The 26,946-nt window shown below is 71.6% G+C and carries 24 protein-coding genes; 12 read left to right on the plus strand and 12 right to left on the minus strand.

What is annotated here, in order from left to right; translation table 11 throughout:
- Positions 1–83 precede the first annotated feature (83 nt).
- On the plus strand, positions 84–1,985 hold the full coding sequence (locus ABG085_RS18465; RefSeq protein WP_347977207.1) for a sigma-70 family RNA polymerase sigma factor: 1,902 nt from the start codon (positions 84–86) through the stop codon (positions 1,983–1,985).
- A gap of 64 nt (positions 1,986–2,049) precedes the next feature.
- Here the strand turns inward: ABG085_RS18465 and ABG085_RS18470 are convergent, their stop codons facing one another.
- Both ABG085_RS18470 and ABG085_RS18475 read right to left on the minus strand, forming a co-directional pair.
- Positions 2,050–2,790: a helix-turn-helix domain-containing protein gene (locus ABG085_RS18470; protein ID WP_347977208.1), complete on the minus strand. Its 741-nt coding sequence runs from the start codon at positions 2,788–2,790 to the stop codon at positions 2,050–2,052.
- Positions 2,791–3,228 (minus strand): VOC family protein, encoded by a 438-nt coding sequence (locus ABG085_RS18475; RefSeq protein WP_347977209.1) that lies wholly within the window; start codon positions 3,226–3,228, stop codon positions 2,791–2,793.
- Positions 3,229–3,422: 194 nt separating this feature from the next.
- Between ABG085_RS18475 and ABG085_RS18480 the strand changes: the two genes are divergently transcribed.
- Together ABG085_RS18480 and ABG085_RS18485 are read left to right on the plus strand one after the other, a co-directional pair.
- Positions 3,423–4,721: a sensor histidine kinase gene (locus ABG085_RS18480; protein ID WP_347977210.1), complete on the plus strand. Its 1,299-nt coding sequence runs from the start codon at positions 3,423–3,425 to the stop codon at positions 4,719–4,721.
- Positions 4,718–5,461 carry a response regulator transcription factor gene (locus ABG085_RS18485; RefSeq protein WP_347977211.1) on the plus strand — a complete coding sequence of 248 codons (744 nt, stop codon included), beginning with the start codon at positions 4,718–4,720 and terminating at the stop codon, positions 5,459–5,461. Before ABG085_RS18480 ends, ABG085_RS18485 begins: the two co-directional genes overlap by 4 nt.
- Positions 5,462–5,711: 250 nt before the next feature.
- Here the strand turns inward: ABG085_RS18485 and ABG085_RS18490 are convergent, their stop codons facing one another.
- A complete protein-coding gene (locus tag ABG085_RS18490; RefSeq protein ID WP_347977212.1) occupies positions 5,712–6,281 on the minus strand; it encodes an NADPH-dependent FMN reductase in 570 nt (189 codons plus the stop codon).
- A 255-nt stretch (positions 6,282–6,536) separates the two neighbouring features.
- On the opposite strand from ABG085_RS18490, the gene ABG085_RS18495 reads away from it, so the two are divergent.
- On the plus strand, positions 6,537–7,421 hold the full coding sequence (locus ABG085_RS18495; RefSeq protein WP_347977213.1) for an ATP-binding cassette domain-containing protein: 885 nt from the start codon (positions 6,537–6,539) through the stop codon (positions 7,419–7,421).
- A complete protein-coding gene (locus ABG085_RS18500; RefSeq protein WP_347977214.1) occupies positions 7,418–8,545 on the plus strand; it encodes an ABC transporter permease in 1,128 nt (375 codons plus the stop codon). Before ABG085_RS18495 ends, ABG085_RS18500 begins: the two co-directional genes overlap by 4 nt.
- Positions 8,546–8,623: 78 nt before the next feature.
- Here ABG085_RS18500 and ABG085_RS18505 read toward each other — a convergent pair whose 3' ends face one another.
- Positions 8,624–9,034 carry a VOC family protein gene (locus tag ABG085_RS18505; RefSeq protein WP_347977215.1) on the minus strand — a complete coding sequence of 137 codons (411 nt, stop codon included), beginning with the start codon at positions 9,032–9,034 and terminating at the stop codon, positions 8,624–8,626.
- Positions 9,035–9,172: 138 nt separating this feature from the next.
- Here ABG085_RS18505 and ABG085_RS18510 point away from each other — a divergent pair, with 138 nt between their 5' ends.
- Entirely contained in the window at positions 9,173–10,540 is a 1,368-nt protein-coding gene (locus tag ABG085_RS18510; protein WP_347977216.1) for a glucose-6-phosphate dehydrogenase, read from the plus strand.
- Positions 10,541–10,579: 39 nt separating this feature from the next.
- Here the strand turns inward: ABG085_RS18510 and rraA are convergent, their stop codons facing one another.
- A complete protein-coding gene (gene rraA, locus ABG085_RS18515; protein WP_347977217.1) occupies positions 10,580–11,047 on the minus strand; it encodes a ribonuclease E activity regulator RraA in 468 nt (155 codons plus the stop codon).
- Between the two features lie 172 nt (positions 11,048–11,219).
- A complete protein-coding gene (locus ABG085_RS18520; protein ID WP_347977218.1) occupies positions 11,220–11,756 on the minus strand; it encodes a winged helix-turn-helix domain-containing protein in 537 nt (178 codons plus the stop codon).
- Between the two features lie 57 nt (positions 11,757–11,813).
- Here ABG085_RS18520 and ABG085_RS18525 point away from each other — a divergent pair, with 57 nt between their 5' ends.
- The 4 genes from ABG085_RS18525 to ABG085_RS18540 all read left to right on the plus strand — a co-directional run bounded on the left by ABG085_RS18525 (position 11,814) and on the right by ABG085_RS18540 (position 16,589).
- Positions 11,814–13,325 carry an MFS transporter gene (locus ABG085_RS18525; protein WP_347977219.1) on the plus strand — a complete coding sequence of 504 codons (1,512 nt, stop codon included), beginning with the start codon at positions 11,814–11,816 and terminating at the stop codon, positions 13,323–13,325.
- A gap of 169 nt (positions 13,326–13,494) precedes the next feature.
- Complete coding sequence (locus tag ABG085_RS18530; protein WP_347977220.1) at positions 13,495–14,652, plus strand: type III polyketide synthase; 1,158 nt, start codon at positions 13,495–13,497, stop codon at positions 14,650–14,652.
- Between the two features lie 100 nt (positions 14,653–14,752).
- Positions 14,753–15,457 (plus strand): methyltransferase domain-containing protein, encoded by a 705-nt coding sequence (locus tag ABG085_RS18535; protein ID WP_347977221.1) that lies wholly within the window; start codon positions 14,753–14,755, stop codon positions 15,455–15,457.
- Positions 15,450–16,589, plus strand: coding sequence for an NAD(P)/FAD-dependent oxidoreductase (locus tag ABG085_RS18540; protein ID WP_347977222.1), 1,140 nt, complete (start codon positions 15,450–15,452; stop codon positions 16,587–16,589). Before ABG085_RS18535 ends, ABG085_RS18540 begins: the two co-directional genes overlap by 8 nt.
- Positions 16,590–16,757: 168 nt before the next feature.
- On the opposite strand, the gene ABG085_RS18545 is transcribed toward ABG085_RS18540, so the two are convergent.
- From ABG085_RS18545 to ABG085_RS18555, 3 genes are all read right to left on the minus strand, one after another.
- Complete coding sequence (locus tag ABG085_RS18545; protein WP_347977223.1) at positions 16,758–17,615, minus strand: UbiA family prenyltransferase; 858 nt, start codon at positions 17,613–17,615, stop codon at positions 16,758–16,760.
- Between the two features lie 29 nt (positions 17,616–17,644).
- Entirely contained in the window at positions 17,645–19,852 is a 2,208-nt protein-coding gene (locus tag ABG085_RS18550; protein WP_347977224.1) for an AAA family ATPase, read from the minus strand.
- A gap of 84 nt (positions 19,853–19,936) precedes the next feature.
- On the minus strand, positions 19,937–21,601 hold the full coding sequence (locus tag ABG085_RS18555) for a SulP family inorganic anion transporter (RefSeq protein ID WP_347977225.1): 1,665 nt from the start codon (positions 21,599–21,601) through the stop codon (positions 19,937–19,939).
- Positions 21,602–21,858: 257 nt separating this feature from the next.
- Here ABG085_RS18555 and ABG085_RS18560 point away from each other — a divergent pair, with 257 nt between their 5' ends.
- Positions 21,859–22,266 (plus strand): hypothetical protein, encoded by a 408-nt coding sequence (locus ABG085_RS18560; protein WP_347977226.1) that lies wholly within the window; start codon positions 21,859–21,861, stop codon positions 22,264–22,266.
- A 39-nt stretch (positions 22,267–22,305) separates the two neighbouring features.
- On the opposite strand, the gene ABG085_RS18565 is transcribed toward ABG085_RS18560, so the two are convergent.
- The 3 genes from ABG085_RS18565 to ABG085_RS18575 form a co-directional block, all read right to left on the minus strand.
- Positions 22,306–23,328, minus strand: a complete 1,023-nt coding sequence (locus ABG085_RS18565) for a helix-turn-helix domain-containing protein (protein ID WP_347977227.1) — start codon at positions 23,326–23,328, stop codon at positions 22,306–22,308.
- A gap of 322 nt (positions 23,329–23,650) precedes the next feature.
- Entirely contained in the window at positions 23,651–24,955 is a 1,305-nt protein-coding gene (locus ABG085_RS18570) for a glycosyltransferase (RefSeq protein ID WP_347977228.1), read from the minus strand.
- A gap of 5 nt (positions 24,956–24,960) precedes the next feature.
- Positions 24,961–26,172 carry a glycosyltransferase gene (locus ABG085_RS18575; RefSeq protein ID WP_347977229.1) on the minus strand — a complete coding sequence of 404 codons (1,212 nt, stop codon included), beginning with the start codon at positions 26,170–26,172 and terminating at the stop codon, positions 24,961–24,963.
- Between the two features lie 125 nt (positions 26,173–26,297).
- Here ABG085_RS18575 and ABG085_RS18580 point away from each other — a divergent pair, with 125 nt between their 5' ends.
- Entirely contained in the window at positions 26,298–26,945 is a 648-nt protein-coding gene (locus ABG085_RS18580; RefSeq protein WP_347977230.1) for a hypothetical protein, read from the plus strand.
- The last annotated feature ends 1 nt before the right edge of the window (position 26,946 follow it).

The raw sequence follows: 26,946 nt of genomic DNA on the forward strand, positions 1-26,946 counted from the left end.
GATTCCCAGCGCGCGTCGCTAGCCTGGCGCCGATCGCCGTCGCCGGCTGAACCCTAGAAGCGCCCATCCGGCGAGGAGAGATCGTGACCATCCCCCACAGCGCCGTCGCCGGTCCGCTGGGCGCCCGCTCCGACGAGGATCTCGTCGCGGCCGCGCGCGGGGGCGATGACGCGGCGTATGCCGTGCTGTGGGAGCGCCACGCCGCGAGCGCACGGAGCGCCGCACGCGCGGTGAGTCCCCAGGTCGATCCCGATGACCTCGTCTCGGAGGCGTTCACCTCGATCCTCTCCGCGATCCGCAAGGGCGGCGGCCCGCAGGACGGCTTCCGCCCGTACCTGTTCGCGACGATCCGCAACGTCGCCGCCTCGTGGGGCCGGCGCCCGAGCGAGATGCCGCTCGACGATCTCGACGAGCGCGCCGCCGACTCCGCGGCCGAGTTCGCAGAGCTCGTGGCCGACCGCTCCGTGCTCGCGCAGGCGTTCCGGGAGCTGCCGGCCCGCTGGCGGACACTGCTCTGGTACATCGAGGTCGAGGGCATGAAGCCCCGCGAAGTGGCACCCCTCCTCGGCATGAGCGCCAACGCCGTCTCGGCGCTCGCCTACCGTGCCCGCGAGGGCTTCAAGCAGGCCTGGCTGCACGCCCACATCAGCGACCCCGCGCGGCCGGCCGAATGCCGGTGGGTGTGCGAGCTGCTGGTGGCGAGTGAGCGCAAGGCCGTGGCGCGCGCCGATCGACGCCGGCTCGATGAGCACCTCCGCACCTGTCAGGCGTGCCGCATCGTCGCGGCCGACCTCGAGCACGTGACGCAGAAGCTCCGCGTCGTACTGCTGCCTCTTGTACTCGGCGGGGCTGGGGCCCTCGCCTACACCGCCGATGCCACCACGGCCGTGGCAGCGGTGGCGGCCGGATCGCCCACCGGGGGTGGCGGGGCATCCGGCTCTGGGGAGATGGGCGCGGGGGGCGCCTCTGGCGGAGGTGCCGGCGTGGGGAGCGCCGGCACCACTGCCCTCCCCCTCCTGGGGATCGCGGCGAGCGTCGTCGCGGTGGCCGCGGTCGCCGTGGGGGCGATCGTGTTCGCGGCGACGCCGTGGAGCGCGCCGGCGAGCGAGGCACCGGTCTCGGTGGACGCGCCGGCCGAGACGGATGCCTCCGCCGACGTCGCGCCCCTGCCCGAGGCGAGCGTGCCAGAGGCCGAGACCATCCCGGCGCCCGAGAGCGACGTGCCGGTGCCGGAGAACGCCGAGGCTCCAGCTCCACTGCCCGCGCCGGCCCCGCGACTCGCCCCCGCCCCCGCCCCCGCGCCGCAACCCGGGCCGAGTCAGCCCGCGCCCGCGCCGAACGCGGTCCCGACGCCGGCGCCCACTCCCGCGCCGACATCCACGCCGACACCCGCGCCGACCGCTCCGCCGCCGGCGCAGACGGCGACCCCCGCCCTCGACGCCCCGCGCGACCTGACCGCCGCCGTCCCGGCGCCGATCACGGGCACGGGAGCCGCCGGGGCCACGGTGACGCTGCGCGACGGCGCCGGCGTCGAACTCGTCACCGTCACGGCCGGCGCCGACGGACGCTTCTCGGCCGTCGTCCCGGGCGATCTGCTGCACGCCGGCATGACGGTGCGCGCCGTGCAGACGGCGCCCGGCGAGCGCACCTCGGAGGCGAGCGTCCCGGTCGGGCCGTTCGCGCTCCCGGTTCCCGTGGTGACCGCGTCCGACGGGTCGGTCGACGCACGCCTCGAGGATGCGGACTTCGACGGTCGCGCCGACGACCTCTTCCTCGTCCTCACCGGGCAGCGCGGTCAGACGGTCGCCGTCTCGGTCGACGGCGCCTGGACCGGCAATCTCCACGTGCTGACGGGTCTGCCGCTCCGGCGGGTCGTGTACGACGTCGCCGCCGGCGAGCACGTGATCGCCGTCCGCTTCGTCGATCCCGCCACCGGCGGGGAAGGCCGCGTCGCCCGCGTCGTGATCCGGGCGACCGCCCGCTGACCCCCGCGACTCCGGCGGGGTCATGCCGCGTTCGGCACGGCACCGGCCCGTGGCATCCGTCCCGCTACACGACCGTGGTCAGCGGATCCTCGAGGCTCTGCGCGCCCGCGCTCAGCGGAATCGAGAACGTCTGCGCGAACCGCTCGAGCAGCGTCGCATCACCGGCGACCACGGCCACCACCTCCTGATCGATCGCGTCGGCCGGGGTCAGCTCGCCCGAGATAAGGCGACGGATGCCGGGACCCGCCGCGAAGACGAGGTCGGGGTCGTCCGCGACCGACGCCTGCGTCCCGAGGCGGGGATCGACCGGGCGACCGGCGGGCTGCAGCTGGGTGATCCGCAGGCCCGACGGGTCGACGTGCACGCGCAGCACGACGTCGGCCACGTGCAGCTCGTAGTCGGCGGGCGGCAGCGTGCCGGCGGCATCCGTCCGGAATGCGGTGCGCAACGCCATCGTGAGCGAGTCCGCGGTCACGACGTCGTCGGGTGCCGGGTCGCCCATCTTCGCGAACCCCCACCGGCCCAGGGCGAGCACGATCGGCTCGAGCTCGCGTCCGTACGGCGTCAGCTCGTACACCAGCCCGCAGTGCAGGAGCGGCACACGGCGCACGACGCCGCCCTCCTGCAGCTCTTTGAGCCGCGTGGACAGGATGTTGGTGGGGATCCGGGGCAGCCCCTGCTTGAGGTCGGTGTAGCGGCGCGGCCCGACGAGCAGATCGCGGACGATGAGCAGTGCCCACCGCTCGCCGATCAGCTCGACGGCCGTCGTGACCCCGCAGTACTGCCCGTAGCTGCGGGAGGCCACTTATACCTGCGCCTGCTCCGCCATATAGACGTCGGGCCCCTTGGCGGCGGCCTCGGGATCCATGTACATGAACTGGATGCCGTTGCCGTCGGGGTCGATGAGGTCGCGGCCGTACATGAAGCCGTAGTCCTGCGGTTCGCCGGGGGACGTCCCTCCGGCGGCGACGCCCGCGTCGACGATCCTGTCGACGTCTTCGCGGGAGTCGCGGCTGATGGACAGCAGCACCTGCGCGTGCGTCCGCGGGTCGGCGAACTCCTTGTCGGTGAAGGTTGAGAAGTACTCCTTGGTGAGCACCATGAAGAAGATGTCGTCACTCCACACCACGCACGCGGCGTTCTCGTCGGTGAAGAGCGGGTTCAGCGAGCAGCCGAGGGCGGTGTAATACGCCTTCGAACGCTCGAGGTCGTTCGTCGGGATGTTGACGAAGATGTGCGTCATTGCCTTGCTCCTTCTTGGATTCGAACTGCTGTGGTCGGGGAGCTCGCGCGGTGCTGAGCTTCTTCAGTCATGGTTGCAAAAAACAAGCACGCTTGTCAATAGCAAGTGAATCCTGTTGTGGGACGCCGGAGGGCGGCATCCTGCTCCACCTCCCGGGGGATGCCGCGGCGCCGACTCCGCCCTAGCGTGGAGGGATGTCCGACCTCACCGCCGCCCACGCGGTCCGGCGCCCGCCGCTGACGTCCGTCGACCAGCGCAACGACGTCTGGCTGGCCGCGGGCCTGTTCGTCTCGGCCGTCCTGAGCACCGCGCTCGGGTCGGTGGCCGGCGTGTACGGCGCCGACGCGACCGAGGGCATGCAGTGGGCGCTGCTGTACAGCCTCGGACTCACGGCTCCGCTCGCGGTGCGGCGGCGCTTCCCGGAGGTCGTGGTCGTCGTCATCGCGGTCGTGTTCTTCGTCGGGGTCACGCTGCGGATCCCTGATCTCTACGTCTCGAACATCGCGATGTTCATCGCGATGTTCACCGTCGGCGCCTGGGTCGACGACCGGCGCCGCGCCCTGTGGGTGCGCGTCGGCGTCATCGTCGCGATGTTCGTGTGGCTGATCGTCACCATGTTCCAGACGGCGATCGACCCGTCCGACGGCGGACTCTCCCGAGCCGGGGTGTTCTCGCCGTTCGCGGCGATGCTGCTGCTCCAGCTGCTCGTCAACGCAGGCTTCTTCGGCGGGGCGTACTACATGGGCGACCGCGCGTATGCCGCCGCCATGTCGCGGTCGGCGCTCGAGCAGCGCACCCGCGAGCTCGAGCTCGAGCGCGAGGTGACCGCCGCCCAGGCCGTCGCACTCGACCGCGTGCGCATCGCCCGCGAACTGCACGACGTCGTCGCGCATCACGTGTCGGCGATGGGGGTGCAGGCCGGCGCCGCGCGGGCGGTGCTGGAGCGGGATCCGGATGCCGCGCGCACGGCGCTCCTCGGCATCGAGGAGTCCGCGCGTTCGGCGATCGCCGACCTGCGCCAACTGCTCGAGACGCTGCGGACCACCGCGGGAGACACCGACGGCGCCTCGACGGTGCAGCTGTCGGCGCTCGCCGAGCTGGTCGCCCACGCCAACGACAACGGCCTGCCCACGACGCTGACCGTCGTCGGCGACCCGATGGAGCTTCCCGACCTCGTCCAGGTGAACATCTACCGCGTCGCGCAGGAGGCGCTCACCAACGCCCGCCGGCATGGCGGACCGGATGCCACGGCCGACCTCCGCCTGCGCTACGGCGCCGACGCCGTCGAACTGGAAGTGGCCAACACCGGGCGCCCGGTCGCGGCGCCGATGCGGCCCGGGCTGGGTCTCGTGGGGATGCGCGAGCGGGCGGCGGCATCGGGCGGCGTGCTCGAGACCGGACCCCGCGGACGCGGCGGATTCCTGGTGCGGCTGCGGGTGCCGCTCGCCGCCCCGATCGGCACCGGTGCGCCGCGGGCCGGAGTGGGCGCGTGAGCGACCCGATCCGCGTGCTGCTGGTCGACGACCACGCCGTGATGCGGGCGGGCTTCCGCATGATCCTCGAGTCGGCGGGCGACATCGCCGTCGTCGGCGAAGCCACGACCGGCGTCGAGGCGGTGGCTGCGGCATCCGCTCTGCATCCCGACGTGATCTGCATGGACGTGCAGATGCCCGACATGGACGGGTTGGAGGCCACCCGGCGCATCACGCGCGACGGAGCCGCCGACGCGGCCGTCGTCGTGGTGACGACGTTCGACCGCGACGACTACCTGTTCGACGCGCTGGCTGCGGGCGCGAGCGGCTTCCTGCTGAAGAACGCCGGCCCCGAAGAGCTCATCGCCGCCGTGCGCGTGGCCGCCGCGGGCGACGCACTGCTGGCCCCCGAGGTCACCCGTCGGGTGATCGCCCGCTTCGCGCAGTCCGAGATCGCCCAGCCGGCCGCAGCGTCCCTTCGACAGGCTCAGGGACCGGGCTTCGCCCCGGGATCGGGGGCTGCACACGGCGGGGCGCCATCGGTCGCTGAGCCTGTCGAAGCGCCCGTCGTCGAGCTCACGGAGCGCGAGCGAGAGGTGCTGCGGCTCGTGGCGCAGGCGATGAGCAATGCCGAGATCGCCCAGCGGCTCTACATCGGCGAGGCCACGGTCAAGACGCACGTGTCGAACGTGCTGCAGAAGCTGGGCGCCCGCGACCGCGTCGCCGCCGTCGTCTACGCCCACCGCCACGGCCTCACCTGACCCCGGAGGCTCGCGCAGCGCGTTTCGTCTCGCTTCGCTCGCTCAACGACCGGGGCGAGGAACGAGCGAGACGAAACCCCACGCCGCCAACCGGTCGTTGAGCGAGCGAGGAACGAGCGAGACGAAACGCCCCGAGCCCGGCGGAGAACCACGGATGCCCCGGCCCGCGGCCCGCGAGGGGCGACGAGTCGGGGCATCCGATCGGCTGGAACGAACGTCGCGCTGCGCACGCAGCGAGACGCGGGGGGAATCAGGCCGCGACGGGAACGGCGGCGTAGCGGTCGACGAGGGCGCCGAAGGCCTGGAGGTAGCCGACGAGGAACTCGGCGGTCTGGTCGTTGGTGACCTCGCCGTTGTCGGCGAAGAGGCCGGGCGTGCTCTGCACGTAGCCCTCGGGCTGGCCGAGCGTCGGCGCGTTGTAGTGGCTGAGGATCGCCTTCAGGTGCTGCTGCGCGGCGGCGGTCGCGATGCCGCCCTGCGAGGTGCCGATGACGGCGGTGGGCTTGCCGTTGAACGACATCTGACCGTACGGGCGGGCCGACCAGTCGAGGGCGTTCTTGAGAACGCCGGGGATCGAGCGGCTGTACTCGGGGGTGATGATGATGACGCCGTCGACGTCGTCGATGGCCTGCTTGAAGTCACGTGCGGCCTGCGGGAAGTCGGCGTCGTGGTCGGGCGAGTAGAACGGAAGGTCCTCGATCGGGATCTCCACGAGGGTCGTGCCCTCGGGTGCGAGACGCTCCAGCGCCTTCGCGAGGCGACGGTTGAGCGAGGTCGACGAGATGCTGCCGACGATGTAGCCGATGGTCCGGTCGGTCATTGCTGTACTCCTTCAAAACAAAGGCGTCCCCCGGTGGGGACCACCGTGGACGTTCCACCTCCATGCAAGCACATGAACCTGGCATCTATTCCGTCGCATGGAAGATGGCGTCCCTCACCGTCTCCTCCGCACGGCGGAGCGCGGCACGATCCCCCTCCGGGGGGAGGACGGCGGGCGCCGCGATCCGTAGCGTCGGTTTCGACGGGCTCGATCACCACGTCGGGCCTGGACCACGAGAGCACGAGAGGAGACAGGATGCTGCAGCTTCGCGGTATCGGCAAGAGCTACGGGGGGCGGCGCGTGCTCGACGACGTGTCGTTCGACGTGCGGCCGGGCCGGCTCACCGGCTTCGTCGGCGGCAACGGCGCCGGCAAGACCACGACCATGCGGATCGTGCTGGGGGTGCTCGCCGGCGACGCGGGCACCGTGACGCTCGACGGCGCCGAGGTCACGGCATCCGACCGCCGCCGTTTCGGGTACATGCCCGAGGAGCGCGGCCTGTATCCGAAGATGAAGGTGCTCGAGCACATCGTCTACCTCGCGCGGCTGCACGGGTTCTCCAAGACGGATGCCGCCACCCGCGCCACGGCGCTCCTCGAGCAGCTGGGACTCGGCGAGCGCCTGAACGACAACGTCGAGACGCTCTCGCTGGGCAACCAGCAGCGCGCGCAGATCGCCGCCGCGCTCGTGCACGACCCGCAGGTGCTGATCCTCGACGAGCCGTTCTCGGGCCTCGACCCGCTCGCGGTCGACGTCGTCGCCGGCGTGCTGCAGGAGCGCGCCGCGGCCGGAGCCGCGGTGCTGTTCTCGTCCCACCAGCTCGACGTCGTCGAGCGCCTGTGCGACGACCTCGTGATCATCGCGGGCGGCACCATCCGGGCTGCCGGAGCCCGCGACACGCTGCGCGCGCAGCACTCGACGCGGCGGTTCGAGCTCGTGTCGGCCGGCGACGCCGGGTGGCTGCGCGCCGAGGAGGGCGTCCAGGTGCTCGACTTCGACGGCGGCTACGCCGTGTTCGACGCCGACAGCGACGAGACCGCGCAGCGGGTGCTGCGCCGGGCCGTCGCACAAGGGGATGTGGCGAGCTTCGCGCCGCAGCATCCGTCCCTCGCCCAGATCTTCAAGGAGGTCATCCAGTGAGCACCCTCGACACCCGCACCCGCGGCGGCGCGGCACCCCGTTCGAGCAGCCTGAGCAGCGGCCAGGCGATCTGGCTCGTCGCCGAGCGCGAGATCGGCTCGAAGCTGCGCAGCAAGGCGTTCGTGATCTCGACCGCGATCCTGTTCCTCGGCGCACTCGTGCTCGTGATCTGGGGAGGCTTCCAGGCCGCGAACAACAGCGGCACGCCCGTCGCCGTGACCAGCGATGCGATCGAGTACGTCGAGGGCCTCGACGGACTCGATGTGACCGAGACGCCCGATCGCGCCGGCGCGAACACGCTCGTCGAGAGCGGCGACGTCGACGCGGCGATCGTCGGCGACACGTCGTCGCCGACGGGATTCACGGTGATCGCGGAGTCGTCCGCGCCGACGCAGCTGATGCTGCAGCTGGCGCAGCTGCCGCCCGTGGAGCTGCTGAGCCCCGAGGAGGGCAACGCCGCACTCGCCTACATCGCGGCCGTCGGCTTCGGCATCGTGTTCCTGCTCGCGGCGTCGCTGTTCGGCGGCACCATCGCGCAGAGCGTCGTGGAAGAGAAGCAGACCCGCGTGGTCGAGCTGCTGATCTCGGCCATCCCGGTGCGTTCGCTGCTGGCCGGCAAGGTCATCGGCAACACCGTCCTCGCCATGGGCCAGATCCTGATCCTCGCCGCGATCGCGATCATCGGCCTCACCGTGACCGACCAGACCGCGCTGCTGCAGGGACTCGGGGCGCCGATCGCCTGGTTCGCGATCTTCTTCCTGTTCGGCTTCATCCTGCTCGCGTCGCTGTTCGCCGCCGCGGCCTCGATGGTGTCGCGCCAGGAGGACATCGGCTCCACCACCATGCCGCTGACGATGCTCGTGATGGCGCCGTACTTCCTCGTCATCTTCTTCAACGACAACCCGCTGGTGCTCGCGATCATGTCGTACGTGCCGTTCTCGGCGCCGGTGGGCATGCCGATGCGCATCTTCCTCGGCGATGCGCAGTGGTGGGAGCCGCTCCTGTCGATCGCGATCCTCATCGCCACGTGCGTCGCCGCGATCTTCGTCGCCGCGCGCATCTACGAGAACTCGCTGCTGCGCATGGGCGGCCGCGTGAAGCTCTCGGAGGCACTCGCCCGCTGACGGCGGGTGCCAGCGCGAAGAAGGATGCCGCGGCCCAGCGCGCCTGCGCCGGGCCGCGGCATCCGTCTCTCCGGTGCGTCAGCCGCCCATCATCTGCGGGGCCATCTGGCCGACCGAGATGACATTTCCCGCGGGGTCGCGGAACCACGCGATGTCGGGCCCTCCCTCGAAGCCGCGCGAGATGCCCTTCTCGTCGGTGCCGTAGTCGGGGTCGCTGTAGATCTTCGTGGCGACCCCGCGTGCGTTGAGGTCGTCGACGGCGGCGTCGACGTCGTCGACGCTGAAGTTGAGGATCGTGAACACGGCCGGTTCATGGTCCTCTTTCGGATAGACGAAGACGTTGCCGCCGCCGGGAAGGGCGATCGTGAAGCCGCCGCCCATCTCTTCGTACACGGTCACGTCGAGCCCCAAGGTGTCGCGGTAGAACGCCGCCGCTTCGCCGATGTCGGGTACGGCGAAGCTCGAGAACGGCCGATCGGGTGAGAACATGACAGCCTCCCAGTGTGTATCCCCACGCCCACGATCCTCCTGCGTGCCCTGCCTGTCCAGGGCATCGGCGGTCGGCCATCGGGGCAGCCCTCGCGCAAGCCCCTGCCGGATCCGGTGGCGGATGAATAGGTTGAGCCCATGGCCAACGAGACCACGCTTGTCATCCTCGGCGCCTCCGGCGACCTGACCTCGCGACTGCTGCTGCCCGCGCTCGGACAGCTGCTCACGATGGAGCCGCATCGCCGCGTGCGGCTGCGCGGTGCCGGCATCGACGACTGGGATGACGAGCGATGGCGCGACACCGTGCGCACCTCGTTCGCAGCGGGAGGCTTCGAGCAGGCCTTCGCCGCCGTCGCCGAGACGACCTACCAGCGTGCCGACATCACCGACCCGGGCGACCTCCAGCGGCTGATCGCCGACCCGGGAGGGCGCGTCGCCCTCTACTTCGCCGTGCCTCCGGCCGTGGCCGCCGCCGCATGCGAGGCGCTCGCGGACGTCACGATCCCCGAGGGGACGGTGCTCGCGCTCGAGAAGCCCTTCGGCGTCGATGAAGAGTCGGCCCGTCGGCTCAACGCGACGGTGACCGGCCTGGTGCCCGAAGAGCAGATCTTCCGCATCGACCACTTCCTCGGCCGGTCGACGACGCTCAACCTGCTGGGCGTGCGGTTCACGAACCGCATGTTCGCACCGGTGTGGTCGGCGCAGCACATCGAGTCGGTGGTGATCCGCTACGACGAGATGCTCGGACTCGAAGGGCGCGCCGGCTACTACGACAAGGCAGGCGCGCTCGCCGACATGATCCAGAGCCACCTGCTGCAGGTCATGGCGATGCTGGCGATGGAGCCGCCCGCCACGATCCACGAGCGCGACTTCCGCGACGCCACCGCGGCCGTGCTGCGGGCGACCCACGTGTGGCAGGACGACCCGGCGACCGCGTCGCGCCGCGCCCGGTACACCGCCGGCGCCGTGGGCGAGCGGCGACTGCCGTCGTACGTCGACGAGCCGGGCGTCGACCCGTCACGCAAGACCGAGACGCTGGCGGAGGTGACCTGCGAGGTCCGCAACGACCGCTGGCGCGGCGTGCCGTTCACCCTGCGCTCGGGCAAGGCGCTCGCCGGCAAGAACGGAGAGGTCGTCGTGACGTTCCGGCCGGTCAACCACGTCCCCGACGGACTCACGGGGGCCGCGCCGGGCGCGGTGCTGCGGTTCTCGCTCGGACCGGACCGCATGGACCTCGAGCTCAACGTCAACGGGGGCGACGATCCGTTCGAGCTCGAGCGGGCGACGCTCGAGGCCGACCTCGGGGCGGGCGCGCTCAAGGCCTACGGCGAGGTGCTGTCGGGCATCCTCGACGCCGACGCGATGCTCGCGGTGCGCGGCGACGCGGCCGAGCAGTCGTGGCGGATCGTCGACCCGGTGCTCGCGGCCTGGCGGGCGGGGGACGTCCCGCTCGACGAATACCCGGCCGGCTCGCTCGGGCCCGAGCACTGGCAGCGGCTCCCCTGAGCCGGGAGGCGGCGGAGTCCGTCGACGCGGGGTGAGGGATCAGCGCTCGACGAGGATCCCGTCGGCGTCGGCCCACACGTGCCGGCCGGGAACGAACGCGACGCCCGCGATCGTCACCGGCACGTCGACCTCGCCGATGCCGGCCTTCGCGCTCTTGCGCGGGTTGGAGCCGAGCGCCTTGAGGCCGATCGACAGTTCGGCGATCGCCGTGCGGTCGCGGATGGCGCCGAAGACGATGATCCCCGCCCAGCCGTTCTCGACCGCCGAGGCCGCGATGAGGTCGCCCACCAGCGCGGACTCGAGCGACCCGCCGCCGTCGATCACGAGCACCGCGCCGTCGCCCGGGGTCGCCAGCACCTCCTTGACGAGGGCGTTGTCGCGGTGACACCGGACCGTCCGCACCGGGCCGTCGAAGGCGACACGGCCGCCGAGGTCGTGCAGCTGCAGGGCGAGCGAGTCCAGCTCGTCGCCGCGTTCGTCGTAGAGGTCTGCCGTCGCGATGCTCACCGGCCCAGGCTATGCGGGCGGCCGTCGGCCGTGGCATCCGTCCCGCCGTGAAGTTCTCGCGCCTTTCCGCCGCCGCCAAGATCGTCGACTTGCCTCAGATGCGCGCGACGCGCCGTGCGCGCTGCACATGTGAGGCACGTCAACCCAGAGGACTGATGGGGAGGCGGGCGGGTCAGCGAGGGGCGGGAGGGTTCTCGTCGGGGTGCAGGGTGCTGAAGAACGAGTAGGTGTCGCCGTCCGGGTCGGGGCCGCGCTCCTTGAACTCGTTGACCAGCTCGTACAGACGCTGCCGGAACTCGGCCAGATGCTCGGGCGTGAGCTTCAGGCCCATCCACGTGCTGTCGAGGTCTTCGGGCGCGACGCCCTGGATCTGCTGCAGGAACGTCTCGATGAGGATCGGCGAGCCTTCGGGCATGGAGGTGCGCCACGACAGTCCGGTCGCCCGGTACGGCACTTCGCGCGCACCCTGCGCTCCGGAGCGCTCCGTCTCGGCCGCGAGGTAGCCGGTCTGCACGAGCGTGCGCACGTGATGCAGCATCGTGCCCGGATTCACGCCGAGCAGCTCGGCCAGCTCTTTGTTGGTGCGGGACTCGAACGCGCAGAGCCGCAGCACGCGCAGCCGCAGCGGCGAGCTCAGCGCACGCATCCGCGCCTCGGCCTCGGGATCCCCGTGCCGCAGCTCGATCCGCTCTTCCCCGGCATCCCCCATGGCGCCACCCTACGCCACTGATTGACAGATCTCAATCGGTGGCGCACACTGATTGACATGTCCCAATCAGACGAGCTTCGCGAGGCCGACGCCGGCACCGCGGAGCTCTCCCCCGACTCGCTCGCCGAAGCGCGTGCCGAGGCGTCGACCCTCACGTCACGGGCCGGTGCCGACGAGGCGGTGGAGGCGGATCAGGATGCCGCAGCCCGGCCCGCGACGACGACCACCGGCGCGACGGCGCCCGCCACGGCCGGTAAGGGCTCGGCAGGCAAGGGCTCGCTGTGGCGCGACGCCAACTTCCTGACGCTGTGGAGCGGCCAGGCGCTCAGTCAGTTCGGCGCGCAGATCACCGAGCTCGCGATCCCGGTACTGGCCGTGCTGATGCTGAACGCGACCGAATGGGAGGTCGGCGTGCTCAACGCGGCGCAGGTCGCCGCCTTCCTCGTCGTCGGCCTTCCCGCCGGCGCCTGGATCGATCGCATGCGCAAGCGCCACGTCATGATCGCCGCCGACGGCGTCAGAGCCCTCGCACTGGGCGCCCTCCCCGTACTCGCACTGTTCGGCGCGCTGGAGATCTGGCACATGATCGTCGTGGCCCTCATCATGGGCGTCGCGACCGTGTTCTTCGACGTGTCGAATCAGAGCATCATCCCGTCGCTGGTGCGGACCGACCAGATCGCCGAGGCCAACGGCAAGCTGCAGTCGACCGAGCAGCTGGCGGGCCTCGCGGGCCCGGCGGTCGGCGGGTGGCTGGTCGGGGTGCTCGCCGCTCCCCTGGCGATCTTCATCACCGTCGGCACGTACCTCGCCTCGTTCGTGGCGCTGCTGTTCACCCGCGACCACGAGCGGCTGCGCCCACCCGAAGACCGCAAGCCGCTCGTGCACGAGATCGGCGAGGGGCTGCGCTGGGTGTTCGGCAACCCGCTGCTGCGCCGCATCGTCGGCACGACCGGTGTCGCGAACTTCTTCGGAACGATGGCGACGACGCTGCTGCCGATCTTCGCGCTGCGCGAGCTCGGCCTGACACCCCAGATGCTCGGCATCGTGTTCTCGCTGTCGGCGGTCGGCGGGCTGCTCGGTGCGATCGCGACCCCGCGGATCGTGAAGCGGCTCGGCGAGGCGCGGGCCATCCCGGTCAGCGCCATCGCGTTCTCGATCGCCCCGTTCTTCCTGCCCGCGATCTCGCTCGTGCCGGCGTTGGCGTTCCCCCTGCTGGTGGTGCAGTTCTTCGTGATGAGCTTCACGATCCTGCTCTACAACATCACGCAGGTGACCTTCCGCCAGCGCATCACCCCGCCGCGGCTCCTCGGCCGCATGAACGCCTCGATCCGGTTCGTCGTCTGGGGTGTCATGCCCATCGGCGCACTCCTGGCCGGTGCCCTCGGCACCTGGATCGGCACCGTCCCCACTCTCTGGATCGCGGCGAGCGGCGAGCTGCTGGCGTGCCTCTTCGTCGTGACCGGGCCGTTCTGGAGCATGCGCGAGCTGCCCGACGCCCACGAGGACCACGCGACCGGCGGGCCCGCCACGGCCGATGCCGAGGGCGGGGACACCGAGCCGCGTCGCTGAGCGCGGAAGATCTGCGGATGCCTCGGCCCGCCGTGCAGGGTCGGGCCGGGGCGTCCGCATTCGGCCGACGACTTCCCGCTCGTGCGCACCGGCGCCGCGCCCGGTACCTCACGGCCCGGATTCCGGCAAGACGGTGCTGACGGGTGCCCGGGCGTGCTTAGGTTGCTCCATGACGGCGCGCATCGTCTCGATCGGCACGGCGGTCCCTGCGACCCGGATCCGGCAGGACGATGTCCGTGCGCTGTTCGCGGCGCAGGACGGCGTCGATCGGCTCACCCGGCGGCGCATCCAGGCGGTGTTCGACGCCTCGGCGATCGAACAGCGTCACACCGTCCTGACCGACCTCGCGACGCCGCCCGGTCCGCGCCCCGCAGGCGTGCCGGCCTTCGTCGATGCGGAGGGGCGACTCCTCTCGCCGACGACCGGCACGCGCAACGACCTGTACATCGCCACGGCACCTGCCCTGTCGGCGGAGGCGGCCCGCGCGGCGCTGCGCGACGGGCGCATCGAGCCGTCGGCCGTTACGCACGTGGTGACCGTGTCCTGCACGGGACTGTTCGCGCCGGGACCGGATTATCGCCTCGTGCGCGACCTCGGCCTGAGTCCGACCGTCGAGCGCTGCCACCTCGGATTCATCGGGTGTGCGGCCGCGCTTCCGGCACTGCGCGTCGCGACGGCGCTCGCCGCGACCCGGCCGGACGCCGTGGTGCTGATGGTCTGCACCGAGCTGTGCTCGCTGCACGTGCGCGCCTCGGCCGACCCGCAGCAGATCGTCGCGGCATCCGTCTTCGCCGACGGGGCCGCGGCGGCCATCGTGACGGCGGACCCGGCGATCGGCCGCGCCGGCGGGCTCGACCTCGAACGCTTCGGCACCGCACTCACCGACGAGGGCGAGACCGACATGGTGTGGACGATCGGCGACAACGGCTTCGAGATGGTGCTGTCGGCCGAGGTGCCGCGGATCATCGGGCGTGAGATCCAGGGTGCCGTGGCGAGGTTCCTGGGCGACGACGGCGATCCGGCCGTCTGGGCCGTGCACCCGGGCGGGCGCAGCGTGCTCGACCGCGTCGAGACCGGGCTGGAACTCGCCCCCGATGCACTGGCCGCGTCGCGCGGCGTGCTGCGCGACTACGGCAACATGTCGAGCGCGACGATCCTCTTCATCCTCGCGGCGCTCCTGCGCGACGAGGCGGTGGGCGACGGCGCGCGTGTCGCCGGGCTGGCCTTCGGGCCGGGGCTCACCGTCGAATCGGCGCTCATGACGAAGCGGCGGGTGGCCGAAGCCGTGGACGACGACATGGCCCTCGCCTTGGCGGCATCCGCGTGAGGCCGGCAGTGGCCTCCCTCACGGTCGGCGCGCACACGGCAGGACTGTGCTCCGCTGAGGGCCACTCGCCCCCGGCAGGCGTGATCGGGGGCACGGCCGCATGAGCTTCGCCGTCCGCGACGAGCGCCTCGTCGAGCTCATGGACGACCCGACGTGCGACCCCGACCGACTGCGTGCGACGCTGCGCCGCTTCGGCACGATCAACCGCCTCGTCTCGGGGTGGGGCGCCGTGTACCGGCGGACCCTCGCTCCTCACCTTGCGGCGCTCGGGCGCCCCGCACGCGTGCTCGACATCGGCTCGGGCGGCGGCGACCTCATCGTGCGGCTGGCCGCGGCTGCCCGACGCGACGGGCTGGACGTGCAGTGGACGGGGATCGACCCCGACCCGCGCTCCCACGAGGTGGCGCTCGAGCGCGGCGGAGGCGACGATGTGACCTTCCGGTGCGCCGACGCGGCGACACTCGTCGGCGAGGGTGCCACGTTCGACGCCGTGCTGTCGAACCACGTGCTGCACCACCTCGGCGACGCGCTGCCGGGCTTCGCCGCCGAGTCGCTGGAGCTCTCCCGCGGGCTGGTGCTGCACAGCGACATCGAGCGCTCCCGGCTCGCCTACGGCCTGTACGCCGTGGGCATCACGCCGTTCGCGCCGGGCACGTTCCTCCGCACCGACGGGCTGCGGTCGATCCGGCGCAGCTACACCGCCACCGAGCTGGCGGCGGCGCTCGACGAGGCGATGCCCGGCGCGTGGACCGTGCACACCGGTGCGCCGTTCCGGGTGCTGGCGACGGGTCGCGGCCATGGCTGACGTCACGATCGTCGGTGCCGGGCCGGTCGGCACGCTGCTGGCGGGCGAACTGCAACGGCGCGGGGTCGAGGCGCGGCTGCTGGAGCGGCGGCCCGAGGCCGGCGACGGCACCCGGGCCATCGGCATCCACTCCCCCGTCCTGGCGGCGCTGGAACCGTCGGGGCTCACCGAACGGCTGCTCGCCGAGGCCGTGCGGGTGGGGCGGGGCGAGGCGCGCAGCCGCGGACGCCTGCTCGGCACCGTGCGCTTCGACGCGCTCGCGGCGCGGTTTCCGTTCGTCGCGACGCTGCCGCAGACGACGACGGAGTCCGCTCTCGGCGCCGATGCCCCCGAGCCGCTGCGCGGCGCGCGCGTGATGGCCGTGATGCCGCGGGACACGGGCGTGGTGGTGCGGGCGGCTCACCTCGGCCGCGTCATCGAGTTCGAGAGCGGCATCGTGGTCGTCGCGGGCGGCGGCGGTGCACGCGACCTCGTCTACCGGCCGGGTCGCGTCTCCGTGCGCGAGTACCCCGACCGTTATCTGATGACGGATGCCGCAGCCGCCGGCCGCACGGACGACGAGGTCGCGGTGGTGCACCTCGATCCCGACGGCGTGCTCGAGTCGTTTCCGCTGCCCGGCGGCCTGCGGCGATTCGTGGCGTGGGACGCGCCCGGCGCGGACGATGAGCCCGATGCCCGCGCCGAGCGGCTGCGGCTGGCGCTCGCACGACGCGGCGAGGAGGCGACGGCCGAGGCCGTGCAGGCGGCGACCTCGTTCGGCGTCCGACGGGTCGTCGCGCCGCGCCTGCGCAACGGGCGGGTGCTCGCGATCGGCGACACGGCGCACGAGGTGAGCCCCATCGGCGGCCAGGGCATGAACCTGGGTCTGCTCGACGCCGTGACCCTCGCGCCGCTGCTCGCGGAATGGGTCCGCACCGGCTCCGCGCCCGACGGCGAGCTGCGACGCTGGGAAGAGCGCCGGCTGCGGTCGGCGCGCCGGGCGGCGGCGATGGCGAGCGTGAACACCAGGCTCGGCCGGCCGCTGCCTCGCACCGACGCGCTGCGGCGAGCGGCGGTGCGCGCGATGCTCGCCGGGCCGTCGGGACGCCTGTTCGCCCGCGCGTACGCCATGGGCTTCGACGCCGACGCCTGAGCCTGTGGCGAGCCGGAGCCGCAGCATCCGCCCCTCTCCCCTATGCCATCTCGGGTTTGGGGCGCATGCCGCGCGTTCGGGGCGCACCGTATGCGCCCCAAACGCGCGGCATGCGCCCCAAACGGACCTGCTGGGCGCCGAACGGACCGGCCGCGGCAGGACCGTGCGTCAGCCGGCGAGCGCGCTGCCCGAGGCGACGAGCTGAGCCGCGAGGAGGAGCGCCGCCAGCATCACGAGGCGGAACAGCGTGCGGGTCGGCGGCCGCGCGATCGCCCGCCACGCGGTGACGATCGCGACCGCGACGACGGCCCCGAAGAACACCCACGAGACGGCGGACACGGCGGACAGGTCCCCGCCCGCCGCACCGAGCAGCACGGCGAGCGCCCCGCCGGCCACCGCGAGAGCCGCGATCACCGCCGAGGCGCGCGGGCCCAGGCGGTGCGGAAGACCCCGCACACCGGTGCGGGCGTCGTCGTCGAGGTCGGGCAGCACGTTGGTCAGGTGCACGGCCGCGCCGAGCGCGCCGCCGGCGATCCACGCCCAGCCGGGCGCGAACGTCGGGTCGGCGGCCGACAGCGTCGCGAGCGACGGGAAGACGCCGAAGCTGACGAGGAACGGCGCTATCGACCACGCGGTGGACTTCAGCCCCGCGTTGTACGCCCACGCCGATCCGAGCGTCAGGGCGTGGGCCGCCAGCATCCGCCATCCCAGCGGCACCGAGAGGATCAGCGCGAGAGCAAGCAAACCCCACGCCGCGACCCAGGCGACGCCGAGCGTGACGTCACCCCGCGCGAGGGGCTTGTCGGTGCGACCCACCTCGCGGTCGCGCGCCGCATCGAGCGCGTCGTTCGAGATGCCCACCGACAGCTGCCCCGCGAACACCGCGACCGTCAGCAGGGCGATGCGCCACGCCTCGAGCCCGGTCGCGATGCCCAGGGCGAGGGCGAGCACGGTCACGACGAGCGTCGGCCCCGGATGCGAGGAGCCCCACAGGGCACGGACGGTGCGCACGCTCGATGCTCTCACGCGCGGATCCTCGTGCCGGGTCACCGACCTCAGTCGTCGAGCAGCTCCGCCTCGATCACGTCGTCGTCCTCCGCGGCCGGCTCGGCCGCGGCCGGGCCGTCGCTGGTCAGCACCAGCGATGAGCCGTCGGCCGCGACATCCACCCGCACCACGTCGCCGTCGCGCACTCCGCCCGACAGGAGCGCCATGGCGAGGCGGTCCTGAACCTCGGACTGGATGAGCCGGCGCAGCGGCCGCGCGCCGAACACCGGGTCGTACCCGCGCTCGGCGAGCCACGCGCGGGCGTCGGGGGTCACCGCGAGAGTGAGGCGGCGGTCCTTCAGGCGCCGCTGCAGCGCGAAGACCGCGAGCTCCACGATCTGCGCGAGGTCGTCTTCGCTGAGCGCCGAGAACATCACGATGTCGTCGAGCCGGTTGAGGAACTCGGGCTTGAACGCCTGACGCACGATGCCCATGACCGCGTCGCGCTTCTGCTCGGCCGACAGCGTCGGGTCGATGAGGATCGGCGAACCCAGGTTCGACGTGAGCACCAGGATCACGTTCGTGAAGTCGACGGTGCGGCCCTGCCCGTCGGTGAGACGCCCGTCGTCCATGACCTGCAGCAGCACGTCGAAGACCTCGGGGTGCGCCTTCTCGACCTCGTCGAGCAGCACGACCGAGTACGGGCGCCGCCGCACGGCCTCGGTCAGCTGACCGCCCTGCTCGTACCCGATGTACCCGGGAGGGGCGCCGACCAGGCGCGACACCGTGTGCTTCTCGCCGTACTCCGACATGTCGATGCGCACCATGGCGTGCTCGTCGTCGAACAGGAACTCGGCGAGCGCCTTGGCGAGCTCGGTCTTTCCGACGCCGGTCGGGCCGAGGAAGAGGAACGAGCCGGTCGGGCGACCGGGGTCGCTGATGCCGGCGCGGGAGCGGCGCACGGCATCCGACACCGCCTTCACGGCCTGCTTCTGGCCGATGAGGCGCTTGCCCAGCTCGGCCTCGAGGTGCAGCAGCTTCTCGGTCTCGCCCTGCAAAAGCCGGCCGACCGGGATGCCGGTCCACGCCGCGATGACGGCCGCGATGTCCTCGTCGGTGACCTGCTCGTTGACCATGCGGTCACCCGCCGGCTCGTCGCGCTCGGCCTCGACGAGCTGACGCTCGAGCGCCGGGATCTCGGCGTAGAGCAGGCGCGACGCCTTCTCGAGGTTGCCCTCGCGCTGCGCGCGCTCGGCCTCCATGCGTGCGGCGTCGAGCTTGGTCTTGAGGTCGCCGACGCGGTTGAGCGATGCACGCTCGCGCTCCCAGCGGCCCTGCAGCTCGCCGAGCTTCTCCTGCTCGGTGCGCAGCGTCTCGCGGAGCGCCGCGAGACGCTCCTTCGAGGCCTCGTCCTTCTCCTTCTTCAGCGCGAGCTCCTCGAGCTTCAGGCGGTCGACGTGGCGACGCAGCTCGTCGATCTCGAGCGGCGCCGAGTCGATCTCCATGCGCAGCCGCGACGCGGCCTCGTCGATGAGGTCGATGGCCTTGTCGGGCAGCTGCCGGCTAGGGATGTAGCGATGGCTGAGGGATGCCGCGGCCACGAGCGCGGCATCCGCGATCGCCACCTTGTGGTGGGCCTCGTACCGCTCCTTGAGTCCGCGGAGGATCGCGACGGTGTCTTCGACGCTCGGCTCGCCGACATAGACCTGCTGGAAGCGGCGCTCGAGCGCGGCATCCTTTTCGATGAACTCGCGGTACTCGTTGAGCGTCGTGGCGCCGATCATGCGCAGCTCACCGCGCGCCAGCATGGGCTTGAGCATGTTGGATGCCGCGACCGACCCCTCGCCGCCGCCCGCGCCCATGAGCACGTGCAGCTCGTCGATGAACGTGATGACCCGTCCATCGGACTCGGTGATCTCCTTGAGGACGCTCTTGAGGCGCTCCTCGAACTGGCCGCGGTACATGGCGCCGGCGACGAGCGCCGAGATGTCGAGGGTGACGAGCTCCTTGTCCTTGAGCGACTCGGCGACGTCGCCCGCGACGATGCGCTGGGCGAGGCCCTCGACGACGGCGGTCTTGCCGACGCCGGGCTCGCCGATGAGGACGGGGTTGTTCTTCGTGCGGCGGGTCAGCACCTGGCTGACGCGCCGGATCTCGCTGTCTCGCCCGATGACGGGGTCGAGCTTGCCCTGACGGGCGCGGTCGGTGAGGTTGATGCCGAACTGCTCGAGGGCGCTCTGCGCGTCCTCCTGTCCGGGCTGTTGTGTGGCGTTCATCTGTCTCCTGAAATCTGTGGGACTCGAAACTTGAGTCGTCTTGGCTCAAGTTTACCAGCGTGCCGAGTTCGGATCAATGTCGCGTCAGGCTTCGATCTCCGTCAGCGCATCGGCGTACGCGCGACGCAGACCCTCACCGACCCACTCGGAGCCGCGATAGACGTTGTCCTCCCCGATGTCGGCGGTGAGTCCCCCGGCGGCCAGATGCGCGATGACCCTGTCCTCGCTGGCGACCACCTTGAGCGTCGAGTCGGCGTCGCGCAGCTGATGGGCGAAGCGGCGCAGCACCTCGACGTGCGACAGGCCGATCTCGTCGGTGCCGCGCAGCCGCACGATGACCACCGCACCGCTCGACTCGCGGCTGACGTCGGGCAGCTGGCGCTCGAAGACCGGGGCGCTGGCGAAGAAGAGGCTGCCGTAGGGCTGGAGCACCAGCACCTCCCCCGGCGGGACGACGGCCGGCGGGTCGCTCTCGCGCATGCGCCCGTCGTCGGCGAGATGCACGGCGCGCACGCGCACGCTGTTGGACTGCTCGGCGACGTACAGGATGACGCCGAGGCCGACCCCCACCAGCACCGCGAACTGCAGCGGGATGATCAGGGTCAGCCCGAACGTGACGCCCATGATCGCCGTCGGCAGGGCGCCCGATTTCACCACCGAGTAGATGCGACTCGGTTTGACCGCGCGCCACCCCACGATCATCAGGAGGCCCGCGAGCGCCGGCATCGCGACGTACGACACCAGATCCGCGGCGACGAACACCACGACGGCCATGACGGCGCCCGCGATGAAGAGCGACAGACGGGTCTTGGCGCCGGCCTGGACGATCAGCGACGATCCCGACATCGACCCGCCCACCGGCATCCCCTGGAACAGGCCCGACACCACGTTGCCGAGACCCTGTCCGAGGAAGTCGCGGTTGGCATCGGCGCGCTTGCCGTCCGCGGTCGGGATGCCCGCGGACACGGCGGCGCCCTGCACGAGGCCGATGAAGGCCAGGGACAGCGCCGGGATCAGCAGCGCAGGGACGTCGGCGATGCTCGGCAGCACCGGAGCCGGCAGCCCGCGTGGGACCTCGACGATGTCGCGCAGCAGCACCACCGTGCTGTTCACCCACGTGTTCAGCATCACCGCGCACACCGAGCCCAGGATCACGGCGATGACCAGGCCCATGCTGCCGACCCGGGTCGGCAGCAGCACGACGATGACGAGCACCGAGATCGCGCCGACGATGAGCGACGGGATGCTCCACTGCCCGACGTGCAGGAACACGTCGACCGTCTTCAGCAGCCGATTGCCCCCTTGGGCCTGGTAGCCGGTGAAGTTCGAGAGCTGGCCGAGCACGATGTTCACGCCGATGGCCGTGACGAACCCGGTCATGACCGCGGTGGGCACGAAGCTGATCAGCCGGCCGCCACGCAGCAGTCCCGCGACGATCATGACGATCCCGGCGAGGATCGCGAGTGTGAAGAGCCCACGATCCGGGTCGGGAAGCGTGCCGAGTTCCGCATCCGAGACGACGAGCGCCATCGCGCTGGTGGCCTGCACGGCCATGAACGCGCTGCTGGTGAGCGCCGCCGCACCGACCATGCCGAACAGGTAGCCGTAGAGCCCGGCCAGCGGGTTCACACCGGCGAGCAGCCCTGCCGCCAGGCCGTCGGGCACCGCCTCGATGCCGAGGATCACGCCCGCGACGGCATCCTTGCGCAGGGTCTTGCGCGAGAACCACGTGCGCGGATGGAAGGCCACGGTCTCACGCTAACGAAGGCCGGACGATTCCACCCGACATCCTTCTCCGGGCGCGAGGCCCGCGCATCTCATGGGGCTGAGCGCGCAGCATGACGCCACACGACCGCCGATGACCCCCCGCGAGGATCGCGGAAAGAAAAGCACTCAGGAATCTCCCAGGTTCGCTAGTGTGTGCCGCAAGTGCTTCAGAGCACCCCTGTGGTGCGGGTCGGATTCCCTCATCGCACCGGTTTCTCGCCGAACGAAGGGTTCTTCACATGACAGACAACACGACTACGACCGGCTGGGCAGGATGGGGCGTGTTCACCGCCGTCCTCCTGATCGTCGCGGGCGCCATCGACGCGTTCCACGGCCTTCAGGCTCTCATCGGTCCCGACACCGCCTACTTCGTCGGCGACGCCGGACTCTTCTCGATCAACATCCAGGGATGGGGATGGTGGCACCTCATCGCGGGCCTGCTGCTCATCCTCGTGGGCATCGCCCTGCTCGGCGGTGCGAAGTGGGCCCGGGTCACCGCGATCGTGCTCGTCGCGATCAACGCCATCGGGCAGCTCTCCCTCATCGCCGCACAGCCCTGGCTGTCGCTCTCGGTGCTCGCCCTCGACGTGATCGTGATCTACGCGCTCACCGTCCACGGCCGCGAGATCGACGCGCGCCGCGCATAGCCGCGTGAGGGCGCGGTGCTCGAACGCACCGCGCCCTGCTCACGCCACCGATTCGAGCATGGATGCCTCGGCCACCGCTTCGGCGGCGGTCGGGGCATCCGTCATGTCGTCCTCGTGACACGCGAACCGCGAGCGGTACGCGGTCGGGGTGGTGCCGAGCACGCGCGCGAAGTTCTGCCGCAGCACCGCCGCCGAGCCGAACCCGCTCTCGTACGCGATGCGATCGAGGCCGAGGTCCGTCTTCTCGAGCAGGCGCTGCGCGTGGATGATCCGCTGCCGGGCGAGCCAGGCCGCCGGCGTCGCGCCGTGGTCGGCCTTGAAGCGGCGTGCGAACGTGCGCGGCGACATGTGCGCCTTCGCCGCGAGCTGGTCGACGGTGAGCTCGAGCCGCAGGTTGTCGAGCATCCAGTCGGTGACCGGTGCGAGCGACAGGGACGTGGTGGCGGGCAGCGGGTTCGCGATGAACTGCGCCTGGCCGCCGTCGCGCTGCGGCGGCACGACCATGCGGCGGGCGATGATGTTGGTCAGCTCGGCGCCGAGTTCCTGGCGCAGCAGGTGCAGGCACGCGTCGAGGCCGGCGGCGGTGCCCGCGCTCGTGATGATGCGGCCGTCCTGCACGTAGAGCACGTCGGGGTCGACGTCGATCTGCGGGTACATCTCCTTCATCTTCTTGGCGTACATCCAGTGCGTCGTGGCGCGCCGGCCGTCGAGCACGCCGGAGGCGGCGACGACGAACGATCCGCTGCAGACGCTCAGCACCCAGGCGCCGCGCGCCACGGCAGCGCGGATCACGTCGAGCACGCGCTCATCGATGCGCCCCCAGTACTGATGCGGAATCGGCGACACGACGACGAGGTCCGCCTCGTAGGCGAACGACAGGTCCTCGTGGACGTTGATGGAGAAGCCCATCTTCGACTCCACGACGCCGGGATCGGGCGTGACCACCCGGAAGTCGAAGTTCGGAATGCCGTCCTCGGAGCGGTCGAGGCCGAACGCCTCGCACGCGACCCCGAACTCGAACGGCGCGAAGCCGTCGGTGACGATGCAGGCGACGGTGTGCATGCGGACCTCCTGTATGGCGCTCGTCCGTGGGCGCGGTTCCGGTGTGGCAGTTTTCCTGCGGTTCGTGGCCATTCTGCCACTCGTGGCAGTTCTTCCGCAAGCGTAGCGTTTCTGCCATGTTCATCGTGATTCTTCTTGCAGCACTGTCCGCGGTGGCCCTCGGCTCGACGATCGCCGCCCTCCGCTCCGACGGGTACCGTCGGACTCCCATCGATCCCACCCGCCTCTACTGACCTGCCTCCAGGCCCCGTCAGGAATCGCGAAAGGGGAGCTCTCCGCAAGCTCGGGCGTGCGGAGATCTCCCCTTTCGCGATTTCGAGGGTCAGGCGGTGACGCGCTCGTAGACCGCGACCATGGCCGCGGTCCGCGACGACTGCCGGAACCGCTCGCGGATCGTCGGGTCGGGCAGGCGTGGCGTTCCGGCGGAGATATCGGATGCCGCCGCCCGCAGCGCGTCCGCCAGTGCGGCGACCGAGTCGTCGGCGCCGCCTCGGCCGGGCGCATCGCCGTCGGCGACGGCCCAGTACCCCGATCCGAGCTCGGCGGCCAGATCGGGGTCGCTCACGACCGCCGGAGTCCCGAGCGACGCGGCCTCGAAGATCGTCATGCCCTGCGTCTCGAAGCCGATCGAGGTCTGCACGACCGCGTCGGCGGCCGCGATGCGCCGCAGGGTCTGGGCGTACGGCATCCGTCCCGCGAAGGTGACCGTCGCGCGCGGGCGCAGCCGCTCGACCAGGCGCCGCGCGGCGCGCAGCTGCCCGCCGCCCCCGATGATCTCGACGTCGGCGTCGACGCCCGCCGCGGCGAGCGCCTCGAGGAACGGCAGCAGCCGCTTCTCGGGGCTCATGCGCCCGAGCCACACGAACCGCGGCCGCGCGGGTGGCGCGGACGGCGCGGTCGTCTCGGCGAGCACCTCGTCCAGCACGTCGTCGTCGATGCCGTTCCAGATCACGTCGACCGTGGGAACGACCGGCGTCACGCCGGGGTTCGGCCGGGATGCGCGGCGACCACGCGGCACCGCACCGTGCGCCTCCAGCCGTCGCGCGAAGTGGGACGAGGGGGCGGTGACCGCCTCCGACCGGCGCGCGAACCGGCGCAGGTAGGTCCACCCGTCGCCCGCGGCGGGCCCCGCCTCGCCGGTGACGCCGAGCGCGCGCCGCTGCCACGCGTTCAGCACCCGCAGGACGAGCGTCGGGAATGGCGCCGTCGCCTCGATCCCCACGTCGACGCGGTTGTGCATCGTGTGCACCACCGGAAGCCCGTGACGCCGGGCGAAGCGATGCCCGATGTACGCGCCCCAGAAGTCCGCCTGCACGTGGACGACATCGACCCGCGGCCGGCCGGTGTCGGCGATGAGGCGCCGGAGCGCGGCATCCAGCCAGCGATCCGTGCGGCGTCCCGGCCACGTCATCGAGTACTCCCGGTCGAGCGTGATCGGGATGGAGGGAAGGTCGAGGTACGACGGATCGGCCCCCGCCGCCGCCCGCGCCCGCGCGCCGTGCATCCTCGGTGCGACGATCGTGACGGTGTGTCCGGCCTTCTCGAGGAATCGCCGCTGCAGCCGCATCGAGACCTGCGCGCCGCCGAGGGTCTCAGCGTGCTGGTCGCCGAACATCACGACGTGCACGGTGGCTACTCGGGCAGCGGTTCGTCGCGGTACAGCGCCTCGAACGTGTCGAGCGTGCGGCGCATGTCGTGCACCTTGACGCCCTCGAGCGAGGCACGCTGCATGCGCTCGCGCTCCTCGGGCGTCTGCGTCAGCACCGTCGTCAGCTTCGCGGCGAGATCGTCGGCGTCGCCGGGGCGGAAGAGGTAGCCGTTCTCGCCGTCGTGCACGAGGTGCGGAAGCGCGACCGCGTCGGCGGCGACGATCGGCAGGCCGGACGCCATCGCCTCCATCGTCGCGATCGATTGCAGCTCGGCGATCGAGGCGATCACGAACGCGCTCGCGCCGGTCAGGAACGATCGCAGCTCGTCGTCGGTGGTGTGACCGTGGAAGTGGATGCGGTCGCTGATGCCGAGGTCGGAGGCCAGCTGCTCGAGGTTGCGGCGCTGGTCGCCGCTGCCGACGATGTCGAAGCGCACGTCGAGCGCGGGGTCGAGCTGCGCGATCGCGCGCAGCACGACGTCGATCTGCTTCTCGGTCGTGAGACGGCCCACGAACACGAGGCGGTGGGACTCGCGCGGCGAGAGGTCGGCCGTGTAGTTCGAGGCGTCGATGCCGCAGCTGACCGGGATGACACCCTGGACGTCGATCGTGCGCTCGAGGAACTCGGCGGCCTTGCGGGTCGGGGTGGTGACGGCGCGGGTCATCTTGAACGTGCGCTCGGCGTCCTGCCAGGCGAGCTTGACGGCGTAGCGCGTCCACGAGTCGGGGAGGATGGTGAAGTCGAGCACGTTCTCGGCCATGACGTGATTCGTGGCCACCACGGGGATGCCGCGCTTGCGCGCCTCTCGCGTGAGACCGCGCCCGATCACGATGTGGGACTGGCTGTGCACGACGTCGGGCTTCACCTTGTCGAGCACGCGACGGGCGTAGTACTTCGAGCGGAACGGCATGACGAACGTCAGCCAGTCGTGCGGATACCAGCGCCACGACGGCAGGCGATGCATCGTCATCGGCTGCCCCTCGATCACCTCGGTGAACGTGCCGTGCTCGCGGTGGGTCCTGCTGGGCGCCATCACGTGCACCTCGTGGCCCCGGGTCACCAGTCCGGCGGCGAGGCGCTCGGCGAAGCGGGCGGCGCCGTTCACGTGGGGAAGGAAGGTGTCGGCGCCGATGAGGATCTTCAGCGGTCGAGCGGTCGCGGCGGGGGTGTCGTCGGGCGTCGCAGGATCGGTCACGGGATGGGGGCCTGTCTGTGCGGCGGGCGGGCGGCGGGGGGCGGGTCGCCGCGCGGAACCACTGTACCCGAGGCTTCCCGGGGCCTCTCCAGGAACGCGCCGCGCGGGGCACGTACCCTGGTCGCATGCCCCGTCTGCAGGCCGACGCCGACCCGAACCTCTGGGTGCCCGTGACCGAGTCGCTCGGCTTCCGCGGGCGCCGTCACCGCAAGGCGGCGATACGGATGCTGCTCAGCCAGGCCGGCAGCGCCCTCCGCGGTCCCGCGGGCGATGAGTCGCCGACAGGCGCTTCGACGGGCTCGGCGACCACCGGTCCGCGCCCGGGACGCGGCGTCGCCGCCTGGGCGATGAGCCAGGCCGCACCCTTCCTCATGCGCAAGGCCGCCGGCCGCGTGCTGGTCTGGGTCTGGAAGGCCGACGCCGAGCTGGTCGTCGTCATGGCGCAGATCCAACAGGCCACGAACGATCTGCGCGCGGCGCGGGCGATGATGCCGATGGAGTACGACGACACCGAGTCGTTCCGCAACCCCTACCTCGGCGTCGGCGAGAAGCTCGAGCTTTCGCTGCCGCCGGATCCGCGCACCCCGCCGTTCGCGACCTACACCTGGGACACCGGCACGCACTTCGTGACGGTGACGGCGGTGTGCTCCGACCGGGGACGCTTCGGCACCGTGATCGGCAGCGTCGACGACCTCGCCCGCACGCTGCGGATCGTCGACGACCTGGCCGTCGGCGAGTCGCCCGAGGTGCTGCGCATCGAGCCGAAGAACTGAG

Source organism: Microbacterium sp. ProA8 (genome assembly GCF_039905635.1).
In the GTDB taxonomy this organism is placed as follows: Bacteria; Actinomycetota; Actinomycetes; order Actinomycetales; family Microbacteriaceae; genus Microbacterium; species Microbacterium chionoecetis.